Raw genomic sequence first — 17,158 nt, forward strand, 5'->3', positions numbered from 1 at the left:
CATGACAGGTAAGGTACGCCACGACAATACCACTTAATAATACCTTTTAAATACCATTGAGCATTAATTTTGACCGATCTAACACTTTTTCGGACGTGAATCGAGTCAGCAGATAGCGCCGAAAAAATGCGCTAAAGTTGGCAAAAATGGTCGGTCAGTACCAGGCTTATTGCGACCCGCAATCTGCGGGGCAGGACTATTCACCTTCCGATACCCTATCGGAACTTACGGGAGCATAGCTATGACTGATATTGCGCAGTTGCTTGGCAAAGACGCCGACAGCCTTTTACAGCATCGTTGTATGACCATTCCTTCCGATCAGCTTTATCTACCCGGTAAGGATTACGTTGACCGGGTGATGATTGACAATAATCGTCCACCAGCCGTTCTGCGTAATATGCAGACGCTCTATAATACTGGACGCCTGGCGGGAACAGGATACCTTTCGATACTGCCCGTCGATCAGGGGGTGGAGCACTCCGCCGGCGCTTCTTTTGCGGCCAACCCGCGCTACTTTGACCCAAAAAATATTGTTGAATTGGCGATTGAGGCCGGCTGTAACTGCGTGGCCTCTACCTACGGCGTACTGGCCTCGGTTTCACGGCGCTATGCGCACCGTATTCCGTTTTTGGTCAAACTGAATCACAACGAAACATTGAGCTATCCGACAGAGTACGATCAGACCCTGTACGCCAGCGTTGAGCAGGCGTTCAATATGGGCGCCGTGGCGGTAGGCGCGACGATCTATTTCGGTTCGGAACAGTCCCGTCGCCAGATTGAAGAGATCTCCGCCGCTTTTGAGCGTGCGCATGAGCTGGGTATGGTGACCGTATTGTGGGCTTACCTGCGTAATTCTTCCTTTAAAAAAGACGGCGTCGATTACCATGTATCCGCTGACCTGACGGGGCAAGCCAACCATCTGGCCGCTACGATTGGTGCGGATATTGTGAAACAGAAAATGGCCGAGAATAATGGCGGTTATAAAGCGGTCAACTTCGGCTATACCGACGATCGCGTGTACAGCAAACTGACCAGCGATAACCCGATTGATTTGGTTCGTTACCAGTTGGCGAACTGCTATATGGGACGCGCCGGGCTTATCAACTCCGGCGGCGCGGACGGCGGCGATACTGATCTCGGCGACGCGGTTCGTACCGCGGTGATCAACAAACGAGCCGGTGGAATGGGGCTAATTCTGGGACGTAAAGCCTTTAAGAAATCGATGGCTGATGGCGTGAAGTTGATTAACGCCGTACAGGATGTCTATCTGGATAGCAAAGTCACCATCGCCTGAGTTCAACGAAGAAAAGCCGGATGTGAGCGCATCCGGCCAGCGACAGGTATTATTAACGTAGTAACGGGCAGTCTGGCGGCAGCCGACAGCGTAATGCGCCAGGCAGCACCTCAATATGAAATTCTTGCCCGCTGAGTGGTTCGCCATCCAGATTAAACGTGATTTCATGCGGCGCATGAATATCAAACCACGCTGAGGCGCCGTCAATAATATTCGGATTGTCATCTGACTGCGTGAGCGTGGAAAACAGCGCCGGCAGCAGTTCTTCGCCGGTAAAAATCCGTAGCTGTAACAGCCCGTCGTTAATCAGCGCGGTGGGACATAATTGCTGCCCGCCGCCGGCCTGACGACCGTTGCCGATGCCGATCACCAGCGCATCTCCCTGCCAGTGAAAGTTTTCGCCACGTATTTCGCAGCGGTCAGGGGTCAGCGTATCCATTCTCATCAGACCGTGAATAAGATAGGAGACGCCGCCCAACGCGGCTTTAAGTTTTTCCGGCGTTTCGGTGGTAATGCGGGTGCCAAAACCGCCCGTCGCCATATTGATAAAACAGGTTTTATCATTGACCCTGGCCATATCAATTTCCATCGCGTTTCCGGCAATCGCCAGTTTCAGCGCTTTGTCCAGCGCTTCAGGAATACCGGCGCTGGTGGCAAAATCGTTGGCAGTGCCGAGCGGCAAAAGGCCCAGTGCAGGGGCTACGCCGTCGCGGATCTGGATGAGCGCGGTCGACACTTCATTAATGGTACCGTCTCCGCCGCCGGCAATCACCGTTTCAACGCCCAGTCTACGGGCTTCATCAACGTAACGCTGCGCGTCGCCTTTTTCCCAGGTTACCCGAACGTGAATCTGTATACCTTCGTCGCGAAGTAGAGTAATGGCCTCACGTAGCGGCTGGTTATCAGCGCTTTTGCCATTGAGGATCAGTAAGCTGGCGGGAAAGTTAGCCATCCGTTATGCCTTAATAGGTTGAACAACAATCTCCAGAAAGTGTATAGCAGAAATGAAAAAGCGAGGTCAGAACAGGATGAAAATTGAAATGTTGCGCACTTATTGCTTTACCGTTTTTCTTCCTGCTGTACGCAGCGGTAAGCGAAGCATGGTTTAAGGCAAATGGCGACAAGAGAGATGCCGGTATGCGCATTGAGTATCGCTTGTAAGAGTGCAAGGAAACCACAAGGGGTAGTCAGACGCTTTCCGATATAGCGCCTTTAATAACGAAACGGAGAATTAACAAGACGAACATACGTCAGTTATCAGTATTAATTTCAAATACCACAATATCAGATAATAACCTGATATTTATTACCAAACATACTTTTTAATAGCATAAAATCGAAATGTTCTTTAGACTGCTTTGGCAGGAACAAGGCGCACTATTAGCAGTACACTATTCTTGTTATCAAATAAATCCTATTTAGATGATGACTTAGCACGGTGTCTTATAGTCGTACCGTTGCCTGAGGTATCGCTTTTCTCATAAACATAAACAGGCATGTGCATGAAGAGGTTTATATGAATGTTACTTCAGGCGTGAATGCGCAAACGCCATTGCTCTCCCCTTCTGAACGGTGTAATGAAGAAAGTCCGGCAGCTGAAATCGTTGAGTTTAACGCTCACGGCAATAAACCCAGATGTTTAATATGCGTAGGAACCACGGCATTGTTTACAGGTATTTTCAGTGGGGTATGCTCAGGGGCTGTTGCCAGTGTCAGTAGTGGTGCTGCATATACTACCGCTCTGACGGTTTTAGGCGCATCGTTTGGCATTGGGGGAATTGGTATGATGGGAATATGCGCCGGACTATACCTTAGCGCAAATGGCGTCAGAATCCGGCCAGCCTGGCCATAAATGAGCAAACACAGCAAGTCATAGGGAAAAGATGAATTCCGGAGATGACACGGGGTGTTAAGCGTCCAGACCAGAGGCTTATGACTTATATAGAAACGCTTTAGATAGAGTATGGGGTGTTATGTATTCAAGAGCCGATCGCTTATTAAGACAGTTTTCACTGAAATTAAATGCCGATTCAATTGCCTTTGACGAAAACAGATTATGCTCATTTATTATAGATAACCGTTACCGTATCTTACTAACAAGCACTAACAGTGAGTATATAATGATATACGGTTTTTGCGGAAGACCTCCGGATAATAATAATCTTGCTTTTGAATTTCTCAATGCTAATTTATGGTTTGCAGAGAATAATGGACCACATTTGTGTTATGATAATAACTCACAATCATTATTACTGGCTCTCAACTTCTCACTCAATGAAAGTTCTGTAGAGAAACTTGAATGTGAAATTGAGGTGGTTATTAGATCAATGGAGAATCTGTATCACATTTTACAGGATAAAGGAATAACTCTGGATACCGATTATACGTGACGGTGGGAAGAGCGTGTAAAACAAGGCTATCATGATTACCTCCAAGAACTGGCAGTTAAACTGCTTGTGTTCATAATGATATTTTCGTGTTTAAATTCAATGAAATCGCAAAATGCGTCATAATCTTGTATATGAGAACCGCCAAAATAATGCCTCAACCCTTTACTGAGCCAGTCATTATAGGGATCGCCATAAGGTTTACTGTGCATAATATCGAGTCCTTTTATTAATGCTGGATGCTCGCTGCGGTTAACAGCAATAATCCCATTTTCAAGGCTAACATGATTATCTTTACGACTTACATGGATAGCGATACCATCAGGTAAATACAAAGTACCGAGTTTATCAGTAAGTAACATATCTGCATCAAGATATATGCAACCGCCGCCTGGTTGCAGATGATGACAACCAGGTTTACCAGCTTCCAGAAAAGCATCGCTTCCTTTTAGCAGGAAAAGATTTCTGTAGAAGTCAAACCATAAGTGCCCTTTGTCTTTATTATGAGATGAAATAAGCGTTTCCTCCGGATTGTTTTTCAAGACATCTTCCAGGCTTTTTTTTACCCCGTTAAGCAAGACCTCATCTCGTTCACTTGCTGACTGAGCTTCCAGTTTGGTGATGTTTTCTAAATAAATCGTCGTTAACTTTTTATCATACATGCTATAATTAAGGTCAGAATTATAAATAACCTTTATGTTTCTATAATTTTGTTCCAATTTTGCCAATGCTTTTCTTTGTCCCTTGCTAAAATCGCCATCAACGAAAATACCGATAATTCTTTCTTTTTCTATTATAGCAGCATTGATAATATTATTAAGATAAGGGTTTTTCTGCGTATTGATAATGGGAATTTCGTTTTGACCAAATCTATCTGGATTGCGTTCAAACCACTGAAAAACGAGCGGCGTTTGGTGATCGAGTGGTAATAGAGGATAATCAACCCCGGCAAAACTTACATGGCCTGATGAAGGTGGACTGAGCGTAGGTGCGATGGTTTGAGTATTACTTTGACATGAAATCAAACCTCTAATCCGGGAAAACATTATTTTAATCCTTGTAAAAGCGGCATTAAAACGTGCCATATTTTTACACGCTTAAATTATCAGTTTTTAACCTTAATTTAATAACCTGGAAACTTTTTGTGTAAGTTCTCACAAAGCAGTTATTGATTTAATTCACTGATATTAAACGTAAACGTCAGAATGCTAAGTCCTGAGTCTGACCGGATGCGGGGAGGATTGTGACTTGCTGGCTGGCCATGAATAGGGGAGGTCTGTAAACCTAAGCGCCCATTTGCGCTTTGGTTAGTGTGGTCAATTTTGGATATGGCGGAAAGTACCACTTTTTTATTGATTATACGCAAAAAATAAGCCTGCGTAAGGGAGATTACGCAGGCCAAGGAGGTGGTTCCTGGTACAGCTAGCATTTATGGGTTATGTTTTTCAGCGCGTTGAATAATACCCGCATTGAGCGAAGCGGTATGTGATCAATTTCTAAGAATCTTCCCGCCATGAAAAAATAACCGCAATTAACTACTTAGCATGGGGGTTACGCGTTGATTCGCCTGAGAAATTACGCATCAATAGTGCGTAATCCAGCGTAACGTCCTGCGGGACGGGCATCCAGACGGTATAGCCATCGCCAGGCGCCACCGGCATAGCGTCGCCTTTGGCGTTCTCCATCTGTTCCAGGGTGAAATTGATATTTCCCTGCGGTGTCATCAGCTCCAGACTATCGCCAACGGAGAATTTATTCTTCACCGCCACGGCCGCCAGTTGGCCTTTACGCTCGCCGGTGAACTCGCCGACAAATTGCTGGCGTTCGGAAACGGAGTACCCGTACTCGTAATTCTGGTAATCGTCGTGCGTATGGCGACGCAGGAAACCTTCGGTATAGCCGCGATGAGCCAGACCTTCCAACGTTTTCAGCAGCGTAGGGTCGAAGGGTTTACCCGCGGCGGCGTCGTCGATGGCCTTACGGTAGACCTGCGCGGTACGGGCGCAGTAATAAAAGGATTTGGTGCGGCCTTCGATTTTCAGCGAGTGGACGCCCATTTTCGTCAGGCGCTCCACGTGGGCGATAGCGCGCAAATCTTTTGAGTTCATGATATAGGTGCCATGCTCGTCTTCGAACGCGGTCATGTATTCGCCCGGTCTTTGGGCCTCTTCTATCATAAACACTTTATCCGTCGGCGCGCCGATACCGAGCGTCGGCTCAACGTTCTGTACCGGAATCGGTTCGTGCTTATGCACGATGTTGCCGACAACGTCTTCTTTTCCTTCCTGCACGTTATATTCCCAACGGCAGGCATTGGTGCAGGTGCCCTGATTCGGATCGCGTTTATTGATGTAGCCGGAAAGCAGGCAGCGGCCGGAATAGGCCATGCATAGCGCGCCGTGGACGAAAATTTCTATTTCCATATCCGGCACCTGCTGGCGAATTTCCTCAATCTCTTCCAGCGACAGCTCGCGGGAGAGGATCACGCGGGTCAGTCCCATCTGCTGCCAGAATTTTACCGTCGCCCAGTTTACGGCATTAGCCTGTACCGACAGGTGAATCGGCATTGCCGGGAAGTGCTCGCGTACCAGCATAATCAACCCTGGATCGGACATGATCAGCGCATCCGGGCCCATCTCGACGACGGGTTTCAGGTCACGGATAAAGGTTTTGAGCTTGGCGTTATGCGGGGCGATGTTCACCACCACGTAGAATTTTTTTCCGAGCGCGTGGGCTTCGTTGATGCCAAGCTGCAAATTTTCGTGATTGAATTCGTTATTACGCACGCGTAAAGAGTAGCGTGGTTGGCCCGCATAGACGGCATCGGCACCGTAAGCGAAAGCGTAACGCATATTTTTCAGCGTTCCCGCCGGCGAAAGAAGTTCTGGTTTAAACATCATTTTCTCGTTCTGATGACAGGTCAGATCCGCCTCACCTGATGAGGCGGCTTGAGGAGAGTCCTCACTTTAAGGGCGGGCATTGTACGCTTACGGACAGGCCGAGTAAATATTGCGAGAGTATATTGGCGCTAATAGAACACCGGATGTTAATGGAGAGCCAATGATGAAAATGAGCCGCACGGCCATCGCGTTGAGTCTGCTGGGAATGGTCGCGCATCCCGTTTGTGCCGCTCCGTCGTTTGAAGAGACGGCAAGACAGGTGATTATCGCTTTTCAGCAGCGAGACAACGCGAAAATTAATACCCTGATTGATAAAAAAGTTGGGATGTATGTGCTGTACCGAATTGGGGCTGGGGTTGATTATAAGTGGATGAAAAGTTTTGATATTAATAAGCCGATACCCGGTTTTAACTACCTGTTGGGGCAGGTAGGTTGGTTTTCAGAGCATATTCCTGTGGATAACGAATTTGATCACCACACGGAGGTTGAGTACGTTTGTGAAAAGGGATGGGATCACGCCGGTTTTTTTGTCAGCTATACCGGTTCTGATAATGCGCTGCTGACGTTTAGCATGGTGAATGGAGCGGATAATGGGGATCAGGCGTCTGATACCCGTATAGCAAACGCCAGGCGGCTTGAGCTGCAATCAGAGCGAGTGGTGGCAGTGCCGAAAAAATGGGGTGATGGTTTGATTTTTCATCTGAGCGAGCTTCATGGCTTGGGCAAAGGGTGGAGTTTAACACTGCTGGATTTGGTTACGGAAGATTGTAGTGCGTGAGGCATATATGTTTAATCAGGGTAAATAGCTGCTTATTTATATCTTTCTGCTATCAGGATGTTATGACACTGCCCCCAATATTCAGGATTTAAATAAAGCATTTCTTGAATATTAAACTAACTCACTAAAAATAAACTTGAAATTACCTCGGCAACATGCATTAAAGAAAATACTAAAGGTCATTTGACTTATTATAGCGTCAGTGATTACGTCTTTAACTAATTTGGCTCACGTTATGTATCCACTATGGGGAATCTTTATATATTCCGAAAAAAAACACAATGATATTCTTAATGCAAATAAGAGAGTAATCTTAGGGTGTGCAGGTTTGTAAACCAGGGTATGGCGGTAGCGTTATTTTTTAACGAGATATCATCAGAGGTAGAATTAACGATCGCAGACGATGCTCAGTACTAAGAGGAAATCAGGTTGAGGTTGAACAGAAAATGATAATTACGTATTGATAAGATGGAATCCATTTAATCTACTTATTAGTAGATTTTATTATGAAAAATATATTTTTGTTTTTTACGCATTGCGCAATAGCAAATCCTTGCCGCCTTGATGCAACTTGAGTGATTTTGTGTATAGTGTGGCAATGCTGAATACTGAATTGATACCTTCTACATATTAAATCAGGGGTTAGTGGTATGGGCGATTTTATAAAGTATCTATTTATTTTTTCTTGCTTATGGAGCGCAAATACTTTTGCGATTACTCAAACTCAATGGGATGGTAACTTTAGAGTCGAGGAACTTGGCGAGGAGTTAAATGATGGGAGTCAGGTTTTTTTACAATATAATTTAAAGATAGATAGTAAAAATAATCGTGCTTCTTTATCCATGACAACCTGGCATGCGGGGATAACATGCATTGGTGACTACTCTTTAAAAATCAATTCTGGTGTTTTGGCATTATACTATAACGGCGACGAGGAAAATGCATGTCCATATCCATCACCGCAATTTGAGATAAGCAATAAAGGAAAAGCATATTATATAAAAGGAAAAATGTTTTCATATTCTCAGCCTGGTGAATGGTTGCCACTCAAACGTATCACACTAAAATAATTCTATATTTCATAAATTATGATGATGAAGTTAATGATGGTATGAAATATTAATTGGATATGTCGTGAACATATTTTTGTTATATGTTTTCAATGTGTATGACAAGAAAATTTGCATGAAAAGATTATATGAGATGGTTTGAAAAATGAATGAAGTTCACATAAAAGCAAGGTCATTCTGAAACGAATTTGTCAAATTTACTGAATTATATATCAATAATTCCTGACTATCGACAATAATGTGAAATCGAGTACAAACTCACGGATTTGTAGTAATTAGGGCAAAGAACAAGTCAGATAAAAAATTTCTCATTATTTATTCAAAAAGCAAGTGCAAACTGTTAGTTTGAATTTGTACTTCTTCATAGAAGTGTTGAATAATATTGACGTCAAACATGTTCTGCCTTTTTTTACTAAACTGAGTAAGGTAACTTTAATATTATAATTGCAATGATACAAAATCACATCAATATATAATGAGGAAAACTATATGCCCGCCGCCGCTCGACTAAACGACAAAGGTATGCGTTCGACTCTGGATAGAGTGTTAATATGAAAGCGAATAATGTGATTATTTTTGTGATTCTATTTTTATCCTCTGTGAGTTATTGTTTTGCTGATATGAAGATATTAAAAATAAATCAGTCCCATTATATGAGTCCTTATAATAAAGAGCCTGGGGATAGAAACTTATGCAATAAATGGGTTTTAAATGCAAGTCAGATAGAAAAAATATTTTTGTTAAGTGATAAATATAAGGAAATGAGTGATACCATGACTGGATTTTGGCTCTGGTTTCCCTGTGAAATAACGGGTGAGTTGATTTATAATAAGAAAAAGTGGCATTTTTCTATTAATGCTGCTGCCACGGCAGAATGGTCCGATGGTAAGGAAACGATATACTGGGGGTGTTCCAGGGAAAAATGTGATGACATGTTTATACTTCCATATCCAGGCCGAAGTTATATAGGTGGTGGTGGTAAATTGATTTGGTGACGAGGTAGATCTTCATCCGGGTTTTAGCCTTTTAAAATGAATTAAATTTAACCTTCAGCATCATGACGAGAGTATGAAAGTATATTTTTGCACACGCCTGGATAAAGAATAAAATAACTAGGAATCGTATATTTAGCACGTTAAATACAACTTTTTAAATACAAGTCAGTGCTGGATTTTACAGATTAATGTTGCGTTATTACTAAATTCATAAATTAATGTTTGAGTTATGGTTGTTATGATCTTTCCCTGATAGAACAGTGCATTCAGGCAGAGGTGGCATTATCATCAACAAACATAATGTTCATTTTTATGGGCGTAGGGGATTCACCCTTATTTAAAGATTACAAAGAAATATATTTCTCATTTAATGTTAAATAACATGTGACTCATATTGTCAGTGATGTTCCTGATGAGATAATTGATTTTACATTTGAATGAGGGGTTAAAAAACTATGTGTGACGGTATCTTTTCGTTCAGAGAAACGTAGCGGAAAGAAAGAACCGGAAATGTTAGGTGAGATATTATATATGTTCAGAAGATTTAACAGCAGAAAAATTTTCTAATGCGATGAGAAATCATTGGAATGTGAGAAATAAATTGTACTGGCGTTTGGATGTGGCGATGGACAGAGAGTACCTCGCGTCAGTCCTTGCGGGGTGCGGGGTTTCGTAATCTTGCCCTGTAAGGAGGGGGTTGTGTCCGGGCAGGATATTGATGAAAACTACAGATTAGTCTCGAATGATGCCTGTCCTGAAGGAATGTCCTCACTTTCGTTTTTTTAGTGATGAAAGAGTGGGGCAAACAGTTAAAAAATTTTTTGGTGTGGATATTCCAGTCCATCCAGATGTGAAAAAATAAGGGCGCTACATGAGCAGATATAATGAGATATCTCAGTATTTTAATAGTGATAACTCTGCAAGTATGGATGTGGAACGATATACTCATATTACAGAAAGAACTATTTCCACTGACCTTAAAATAATAGATAAGTATGGTGAGGAAGAAATATTATCCTCTTTCAATCTATTTTTCCTTAATAATTCAAGGTCTTTTCTGTACCTTTACGCTTGGAATGTCTATTTTAAAAATAAAATAAAAATAATTTACTATGTGCTTCTGTTGCATTTGATGCGATGGGATTGTTTTGTGGCTATTTTGAACAACCAGATAAAGTATTTGTTTCTGATGAACTGCTATATAATCAGGGAATTCCCTTACTTCTTCAGATTGCTACCAATAAAATTGATGTTGCCCGTCGCTTCTATCCTCTTTTTATTAAAGGATTAAAGAACTTTGAAGCAGAACGAGCGAGAAATCTATTGCCTCAAAAGACCATTGTTCTGGCAATTGAAATGCTAGCCAGTGAACATAAGCAGACGGTTGACTGGCAGTCGCATGGTATTCCAGTTGAGCGTTTCTATTATGATTTTGTGAAAGAGGCTCTTTACTCACAGGATGAAGCGGTACTAAAAGAGTGGTTGGCTGAGCTTTGTGACTGCCATCTGAAATGGTCTGCGCGTACAGAGACTACAGAAAATGAATATGCTCTTAACGGTTATGAAATAGAGCCACAGGAACTTTTTCTCTGGCCTTTTGAATATCAGGCAGTGAAAAAATTTCGTGCAGCACATGGTCTTACCACGCCAGAAATTGATCATCCATTATTAAAGACGCCATTAGCCATAGAACATCAGGCTGATTTCAGTAAATGGGATGCGCCAGAGTGGTTCTATCCACTGGTTGACAGGTTGATATCAGCAAATACTGAACTGGCTTTTACCAGAGAACTCTTTAAATAATGAGAGATGAGACAGGGTGATGTGTATTACGAAAGTTACTGCCGACTATGAATAGTTATAGATTAACTTTTTCTTTATATTTCCTGCGTTCGGTAATGTTGCTTAGCATCATTTTAACAAGTGTTGGTTGTAATAATCAAAAGAGTAAGAAATTGGTTCTTCCTGTTGATTCCACGCAGTTTACGCAATTGGCTTGTTATTATAAGGATATTAATTCCGATGATAATGTAATGGAGTTAAAATTACCAGGTGAATATAAAGAGAAAACTAACTTATTTAATCAACAGGAAATTAAGGTGCCGGTAAAAGGTGAGAATTTTCTTTCTCCGTATATTGGTGATGGTGTCCGTTATTATGAATTAGGGTACTTTGAACATGATGGTAATACTTACAAATTGATAATTTATAATAAAATTGGAGAGTCTGATACGTTATTACTTAATGTACAAATAAATAGTTATGATGCAAAAGGAAACCTGGTGGATGCTTTATTACTTAGTAGCTTTTTTGCTTATGAAGATATCGTGCGTTTTTCTGATTTTGTCATCCGCCAGAATTACACAATAAGCATTGATAGTTATGTTATATATAGGTGGTATGAGGACAGCAAAGATGGTCATCTTGTAACTATAAAGTTTAAAGATCAGGTGCCTCAGATTTATATAAAGGAACAATATCAAATGGAAAATGGTCGGTTCAAATTGATATCCAGAAATGAAGTATCACAGGGTAAAAAAAAGAAGCGAGCGTTAAATATACCATGCTTACGACATTAATAATTGTAATGGAGGTGTTGAGGTAATATGGATAGCAGGAAAGAATGAGGAACGTTATGAGAATTATAAATAGATTGTTAATTTCAACCGATCTCAGGTTAATCATAAAATTTCAGTTTCCACGCCAGATTTATTCAACGCGCAGATAGTGCCCGTCGGCGCGGACATTTGCGCCAAAACCGCAGTCCACAAACGTATCGGTGCTGGCATCAATGGTTTCAGAAGAAAAAGCCAGCGAAATGTCGCAGTGAATATCATCGCCTTCCCGAAGCGCCACGATGGTTTTATCGTTTTCCAGCGTTACCGTTGCGGAGAACTCGCCGATATTGGGGCCGAAGTAGATCCCCATTAAACCGAACCAGTAACCCTGAAAATTAACCTGATAGCGCGATGGGGTGGGTAATGCCTTCACGCTAAGCACATTCCAGGAGGCGCGTCCGGCATAGCGCCAGTATTCCCCCGCCGCAAAAACCGGTGGCGGCAGGGCCGATAGCTTATCTTTGATAAGTTTCAGGTTGTAGATCGACTTGCTATCATTCGGCCTTAGCATCAGCCAGGCGCGGGCTTTACGCCACTCGCCTTCGCGTATCCAGGTTAGCGCCACGTTGTTGTAAGCCGTCGCGATGGCGCTGTCGTCAAGGGCGCAGCTTTCGCTCCATGCGGCCTGCTGTTCAAAAGCGTCGCGCGCTTTGGCATACTTTTGGGTCTTGTAAAGCTGTTCGCCCTGGCTGGCAAAAACTGGAATTTTTGCGCAGTCGGCCTCGATCTGCTGCTCCGTAATTTCAGCCCTGGCGGTGGCGCAGAGTAGAAGCAGGGCGCAAAGAAATAGAGATTTTCTTTGTATTATCACTCCATTACACCATTGAGTTGACCTGTCCCGGCAGCTCTGAATTCGGGATACGGACGGTATACCAGGCGAAACGAAAGCGTTTCCAGAAAGAATCGAAATGCAGGTGGTCCAGGCAGTCCATAACGATTTCATTATCCGGGTAAAGTGTGAAGGCAAAATGCGCCCAGCGTGCGCTTAGCTTCATATTAAACAGAGTTCGATCGTGTTTATTACCGTGCAGACGCGATAGGGTCACCATAGCATGTAGCGTGCCTTTGTTGGCCTCTTGTTGCACCAGTTCCAGATGCTTATGCGCCAGCGTAATATCCTTCACTTCAAAAATATTCAGCAGGAACAAGCCCCAGGCCTCTTTATGCCCGAACTGATGCGCCAGCCAGAGATTATCGAGCAGTTCTTTTTCATAAGCGGAACGTTTTTCGGTATCAGGTTCTTGTTTACTCAGACGCTGGTTGCAGATGCCAATGCTGAAATGAATATTTTGCAGGTCATTTTCATAGTCGGTATAGCCTCCGTTATCTATTAATTTGTACGGGGTGCTCTCGCGCAGCGCTAACTGCCGGTGCAAAATCTCCGCCGCGCGCTGAAAATACCCTAACGCGATGGCAGGATCGTAAGGTAGTAGGCCGTTGTTCTCTTTATTATTGTGTTCAAGGCCCAGCAGGTTTAGCGCGGCGGGTATATTTCTTTGCGCGCCCAGCTCTGCCAGCGGCACGAAATGTTCCGGGAGCCCGAACCAGTTGAAATTTTTAATGGCCGCCCGCCAGTTATGGTTATATTGAATGTCGGCGACGCTATCGAGCCAGGCGAGACCTTGCGCCTCATCCTTTTCGAAACCCAATAACCCGGCGTACTGAAAGTAGCCACGACGGATTTTCGGCACTGCGAATTCCGTTTGCTGCGCATTCTGACAGAGAAAATTATACATCCACCAGGTGTCAGGAAAATCGCGCAGGGCGAACTTTATCGTGTCATCAGAGAAATAATTGTTGAGCTTAACTTTTTCCATGATCGAACGCTGAAGGGTTCGCCAGAGCGCGTCATTATCGTCCAGATCGCTATAGCAGACCCGCAGCCACTCCAGCGCGTTGTGGCGAGATTCCTGAATATGCGCTCGCAGGCTAATCTCTTCGGCTTTGGCGATAATACGTTCCTGTTCTGCCGGGGAGTCAACCTCTTTAATGCGCAGATCGCGGTGATCGTCCCACCAGATCAATAGCTCCAGATGTTCACGTTCTGCGGCAGAAAGGTGATCGCATACGCTTGATTCCAGAAATTCGCGGATCTCCTCGTGAGACCCTCTCCAGCGTGGCATACGAAACGGGATATATTCATCCAGCACGTAAAATGCTGTCGGGAAAATAGCCAGGCAGACGGCGAGCCAGTATTTTTGCCCGGCATCGTCATTGCACTCCGGCAGCACGGACGGGCGCGGCAAATTTGGGCAAACCGCGTCGGCAAACGACAGCCCGGAATGGGCCATCAGCGCGTCCACCTCCTGCGGTGAATGGCGATGATATTCAGCCAGATCTTCCATTAATGGCTGCCCGGCAACATCCGCGCCCACGAGGAACTCAACCAGCCACTCGGGCTGGCCGAAGACTTTTGAGTTGGTGCTGGTCAGGGCCGCCGCCATCCACTGGCGCGGTTCACAGTCGATAGCATTGAGCGCGGCGATGACCATCCGTTCGTTGCAGGCGGCGGCGCAGATCCACATCGCTCGGGTGGTTTCTCTCGCCCAGCCATAGCTGCGATACAGCCACGCACGGTGATTCCAGTATTGCGCCTCGGCAAGCCAGGCGTGAGTGGAGCGGGGACGAGCGCGCTGCCAGTTTTTGATCAGCGCTAATCCTTGCGGCCCAGCCTCAACCAGCGTGTCCATATCGTAAAAAGGGTTGTCCATTTGATTCCAGGCGAAGAAATAGCGCTTTTCCGCTTCGCGGCTGGTAAAGCTCTCCGTCAGCGCCTGGTTGTAGCGTTCGTCCAGTTCGTCATAGCGTTCTTCACGCAGCAGGCCGGAAATATCGGCGATATGCCATTCGCGTTGCCCGTCATTGAGGGGATTTTTGTGGTTGCACATCTCAAACATAGCGTTGAGCAGACGATCATCCTGTTCCATAAAGCGTCCTTTAAATCGGCTCGAAAATTTTGAATTCATTCCACGGCAGTTGTCGCCAGCGGCTGACAGGGTCTTGCAGATAATGGGTGGCTTCCTGTAAATCCCGTCCGGCAAGCGCTGTTGGCGTGTCACGTAGCGTGAGCCATACCCGGCGGGCACGAACGTAGGCGGTGGCGTAATCCTCCCAGGAATCAAAACAGTCCTGAGCGCGCTGGGCGTTAAGTAATAACACCAGCCAGGCCAGATGTACGTCACACCAGCCGAGCCCGGCGATACAGCGGGTCAGAAAGGCGGTGCGCATGCAGTCGAAAGCCAGCGCGTCGCGGACCTGGCCCTGGGCCGCCAGATGATGATAAAACGTGCGCGGCGAGCTGCCGATGCCCGCAGGCCAGCGGCGTAAGATATCCTCGACCTTGTGGCGTAACGCCGCGCCGTCGAGGTTTTCGCTCAAGCCCAGCTCTTTTTTTACCTGCTGTGCCAGATAGCGGTGTTTGTCATCGTCAAGTTTGAAGACCAGCTCAACGCCTTTGATCGGTAGCCCGTTGCGCCGGGCGAGGATATCGGCTAGCGCCAGCGCCCATTGCCGCCGTCGGGTATCGCGACGCAGATCCTTCAGACGATCTTTTTCTTTCTCCTCGGCGATACGGGCCGCAATCAGCGGTTTGTTTTTTTTGTAGTTGCGCCAGCTAAAAAATAGGGCGGCAATAATAAGAACAATCCAGAACATTAGCGCTCCTCCCTGGTTGCAGAAAGATAGCGCGTGGTTTGTAGCGTCAGGCTTTCAATTTCGAAAGGTTCGCTACTGGTGTTTTTCCCGGCAAGCGTAGGGTGCCATTCATGATGCGGAAACAGCATTTCCGCAGCCGTCGCCACGTTAGGATCAACAACCTGAAGGTAGCGCAGCGCCTCCGGGGCGCTGTGCAGCAGTAGCCACTGTAAAGCTACCGGGGGAGTGGGGAAGTGCTCCATTAAATGAAAATTGTCATGCAACACATTGAGCAGAAAATTGAGGTCATGAATATGCGTAATAAATTTCCAATCTGAATATTCCGGTGTCGATTCATAAACTATTCCCATCCCTTCACAATCGGCGTGGCGCTCAGGAAGTGGTTGCAGATGGCGTAACAGAGATAAAACATCGTTAGCATATTTCTTAATAGGATGGCGATTTTGCTTACCTTTAATCTGATCAATACTCAGGCCGTTATTACCAACCACCAGGCTTATTGTGACGTGGGGAATATTATTGTCGTCGCGCAGGCTGAACAGGCGAAGTTTTTGTTGTTCAATTTGCCGGGCGTAGTAATCACCGTAGCCGCCGGAAAGCGCGCCTTTATTATCAAAATCTCCGACGCAGTGTTGCATATGCCAGGATTCATACGCCATCTCACTGCGCAGGCGGGGGTTTGTTGCATCAAGCTCAACCAGCACACCGTTATTCACCGCCATCACCGGTTTTAGCGCCTCGCTGTTGGAGGGATACCAACCTTGTTCACGCAGGCGCTGCATTTTTTGATGCTCCGCTTCGCGCATTGCCAGCACGGTAAAGCAGTTGATGCGCTGTAGTTTAGTTTCCAGCCGCGTTCCTTCCTGCCGCGAAAGAAATTCCACTAAATCTCTTTCCATTGCCACGAGTTGCGGGTGCTGAACGTTAAGGTAGTAAAAGCGCTCATCGCCACCCAGTTTTGGCGCCAGCCAGGCGGGGATTTCTGCATCAGCGCTAAAATAAACGGCATAATCGGCGACGGAGCGCACAGGGTAAACATGAGGAAAGTCACCAATGATCCAACGATAAAAATGGTTGCTTAACCAGCGCTGGATATTTTCGCTGTCGCCGCGTTGTTGGCACCGGGAAAAAATAGACGATTTTACATTTGGCGCATTTATTATATTGCGTGGTTTATAGCGGTGAGATGACGTTTCTGTCATAAAAATCCATGTATAATTAAGCTGGTATTATGTTTATGTATTTTTAGATTCACTTAATGAATTAATGCGCAATAAGTTTAAAAAACTACTCACAGTATATCGGTAAACTAAAAAGAGCGGCCAAATAATTTATTGTCCCCGATCGCGTTCGTCGTGGTTTTCGGGATACCGCTCGGCCAAAGGAAAGAGGGCAGTGTGTTAATTCCGCCAGAATAGCGTTGGCGGAAAATATCGTCTTACGACCTTGTTATTGTTATGCC

Annotated in this window: 15 protein-coding genes and 2 pseudogenes; 10 read left to right on the forward strand and 7 right to left on the reverse strand. The window is 45.1% G+C overall.

The annotated features are described in order from the left end of the window. Positions 1-241: 241 nt before the first annotated feature. A complete protein-coding gene (gene fbaB, locus K8W53_RS08400; RefSeq protein ID WP_000129590.1) occupies positions 242-1,294 on the forward strand; it encodes a class I fructose-bisphosphate aldolase in 1,053 nt (350 codons plus the stop codon). A 52-nt stretch (positions 1,295-1,346) separates the two neighbouring features. Here the strand turns inward: fbaB and yegS are convergent, their stop codons facing one another. Continuing rightward, positions 1,347-2,246 carry a lipid kinase YegS gene (gene yegS, locus K8W53_RS08405; RefSeq protein WP_001273393.1) on the reverse strand — a complete coding sequence of 300 codons (900 nt, stop codon included), beginning with the start codon at positions 2,244-2,246 and terminating at the stop codon, positions 1,347-1,349. A 564-nt stretch (positions 2,247-2,810) separates the two neighbouring features. On the opposite strand from yegS, the gene steD reads away from it, so the two are divergent. Both steD and K8W53_RS08415 read left to right on the forward strand, forming a co-directional pair. Next, positions 2,811-3,146 (forward strand): type III secretion system effector SteD, encoded by a 336-nt coding sequence (gene steD / locus K8W53_RS08410; protein ID WP_031607508.1) that lies wholly within the window; start codon positions 2,811-2,813, stop codon positions 3,144-3,146. 121 nt (positions 3,147-3,267) lie between these two features. After that, the gene (locus K8W53_RS08415; RefSeq protein ID WP_001555792.1) at positions 3,268-3,684 is read left to right on the forward strand and encodes a CesT family type III secretion system chaperone; all 417 of its coding nucleotides are present in this window, start codon (positions 3,268-3,270) and stop codon (positions 3,682-3,684) included. Between the two features lie 35 nt (positions 3,685-3,719). Here K8W53_RS08415 and sseK2 read toward each other — a convergent pair whose 3' ends face one another. Then, positions 3,720-4,766, reverse strand: a complete 1,047-nt coding sequence (sseK2, locus tag K8W53_RS08420; RefSeq protein WP_077908720.1) for a type III secretion system effector arginine glycosyltransferase SseK2 — start codon at positions 4,764-4,766, stop codon at positions 3,720-3,722. Positions 4,767-5,216: 450 nt separating this feature from the next. After that, the gene (gene yegQ, locus K8W53_RS08425; RefSeq protein WP_052939447.1) at positions 5,217-6,578 is read right to left on the reverse strand and encodes a tRNA 5-hydroxyuridine modification protein YegQ; all 1,362 of its coding nucleotides are present in this window, start codon (positions 6,576-6,578) and stop codon (positions 5,217-5,219) included. A 163-nt stretch (positions 6,579-6,741) separates the two neighbouring features. Between yegQ and K8W53_RS08430 the strand changes: the two genes are divergently transcribed. From K8W53_RS08430 to K8W53_RS08455, 7 genes and pseudogenes are all read left to right on the forward strand, one after another. Further along, positions 6,742-7,359, forward strand: coding sequence for a hypothetical protein (locus K8W53_RS08430; protein WP_001650044.1), 618 nt, complete (start codon positions 6,742-6,744; stop codon positions 7,357-7,359). Positions 7,360-7,383: 24 nt separating this feature from the next. After that, positions 7,384-7,581, forward strand: a pseudogene (locus K8W53_RS23965) (hypothetical protein). Between the two features lie 428 nt (positions 7,582-8,009). Continuing rightward, a complete protein-coding gene (locus K8W53_RS08435) occupies positions 8,010-8,429 on the forward strand; it encodes a hypothetical protein (RefSeq protein WP_000502180.1) in 420 nt (139 codons plus the stop codon). A gap of 551 nt (positions 8,430-8,980) precedes the next feature. Continuing rightward, on the forward strand, positions 8,981-9,424 hold the full coding sequence (locus K8W53_RS08440; protein ID WP_000646714.1) for a hypothetical protein: 444 nt from the start codon (positions 8,981-8,983) through the stop codon (positions 9,422-9,424). Positions 9,425-9,814: 390 nt separating this feature from the next. Beyond that, positions 9,815-10,100: pseudogene (locus K8W53_RS08445) on the forward strand (ISAs1 family transposase); the annotation flags it as partial. 461 nt (positions 10,101-10,561) lie between these two features. Then, on the forward strand, positions 10,562-11,227 hold the full coding sequence (locus tag K8W53_RS08450) for a hypothetical protein (protein ID WP_023224587.1): 666 nt from the start codon (positions 10,562-10,564) through the stop codon (positions 11,225-11,227). A gap of 95 nt (positions 11,228-11,322) precedes the next feature. Then, complete coding sequence (locus K8W53_RS08455; RefSeq protein WP_052939434.1) at positions 11,323-12,003, forward strand: hypothetical protein; 681 nt, start codon at positions 11,323-11,325, stop codon at positions 12,001-12,003. Positions 12,004-12,133: 130 nt separating this feature from the next. Here the strand turns inward: K8W53_RS08455 and K8W53_RS08460 are convergent, their stop codons facing one another. The 4 genes from K8W53_RS08460 to K8W53_RS08475 are packed head-to-tail and all read right to left on the reverse strand — an operon-like array spanning position 12,134 to position 16,898. Beyond that, positions 12,134-12,853, reverse strand: coding sequence for a tetratricopeptide repeat protein (locus K8W53_RS08460; protein WP_000586675.1), 720 nt, complete (start codon positions 12,851-12,853; stop codon positions 12,134-12,136). Between the two features lie 4 nt (positions 12,854-12,857). Then, a complete protein-coding gene (locus K8W53_RS08465; protein ID WP_001650030.1) occupies positions 12,858-14,969 on the reverse strand; it encodes a DUF4034 domain-containing protein in 2,112 nt (703 codons plus the stop codon). Positions 14,970-14,979: 10 nt separating this feature from the next. Continuing rightward, positions 14,980-15,696 (reverse strand): DUF1266 domain-containing protein, encoded by a 717-nt coding sequence (locus K8W53_RS08470; protein ID WP_052939433.1) that lies wholly within the window; start codon positions 15,694-15,696, stop codon positions 14,980-14,982. Then, a complete protein-coding gene (locus tag K8W53_RS08475) occupies positions 15,696-16,898 on the reverse strand; it encodes a PcfJ domain-containing protein (protein ID WP_023224589.1) in 1,203 nt (400 codons plus the stop codon). Before K8W53_RS08475 ends, K8W53_RS08470 begins: the two co-directional genes overlap by 1 nt. Between the last annotated feature and the right edge of the window lie 260 nt (positions 16,899-17,158).

The organism is Salmonella sp. A29-2 (genome assembly GCF_020150755.1).
In the GTDB taxonomy this organism is placed as follows: Bacteria; Pseudomonadota; Gammaproteobacteria; order Enterobacterales; family Enterobacteriaceae; genus Salmonella; species Salmonella enterica.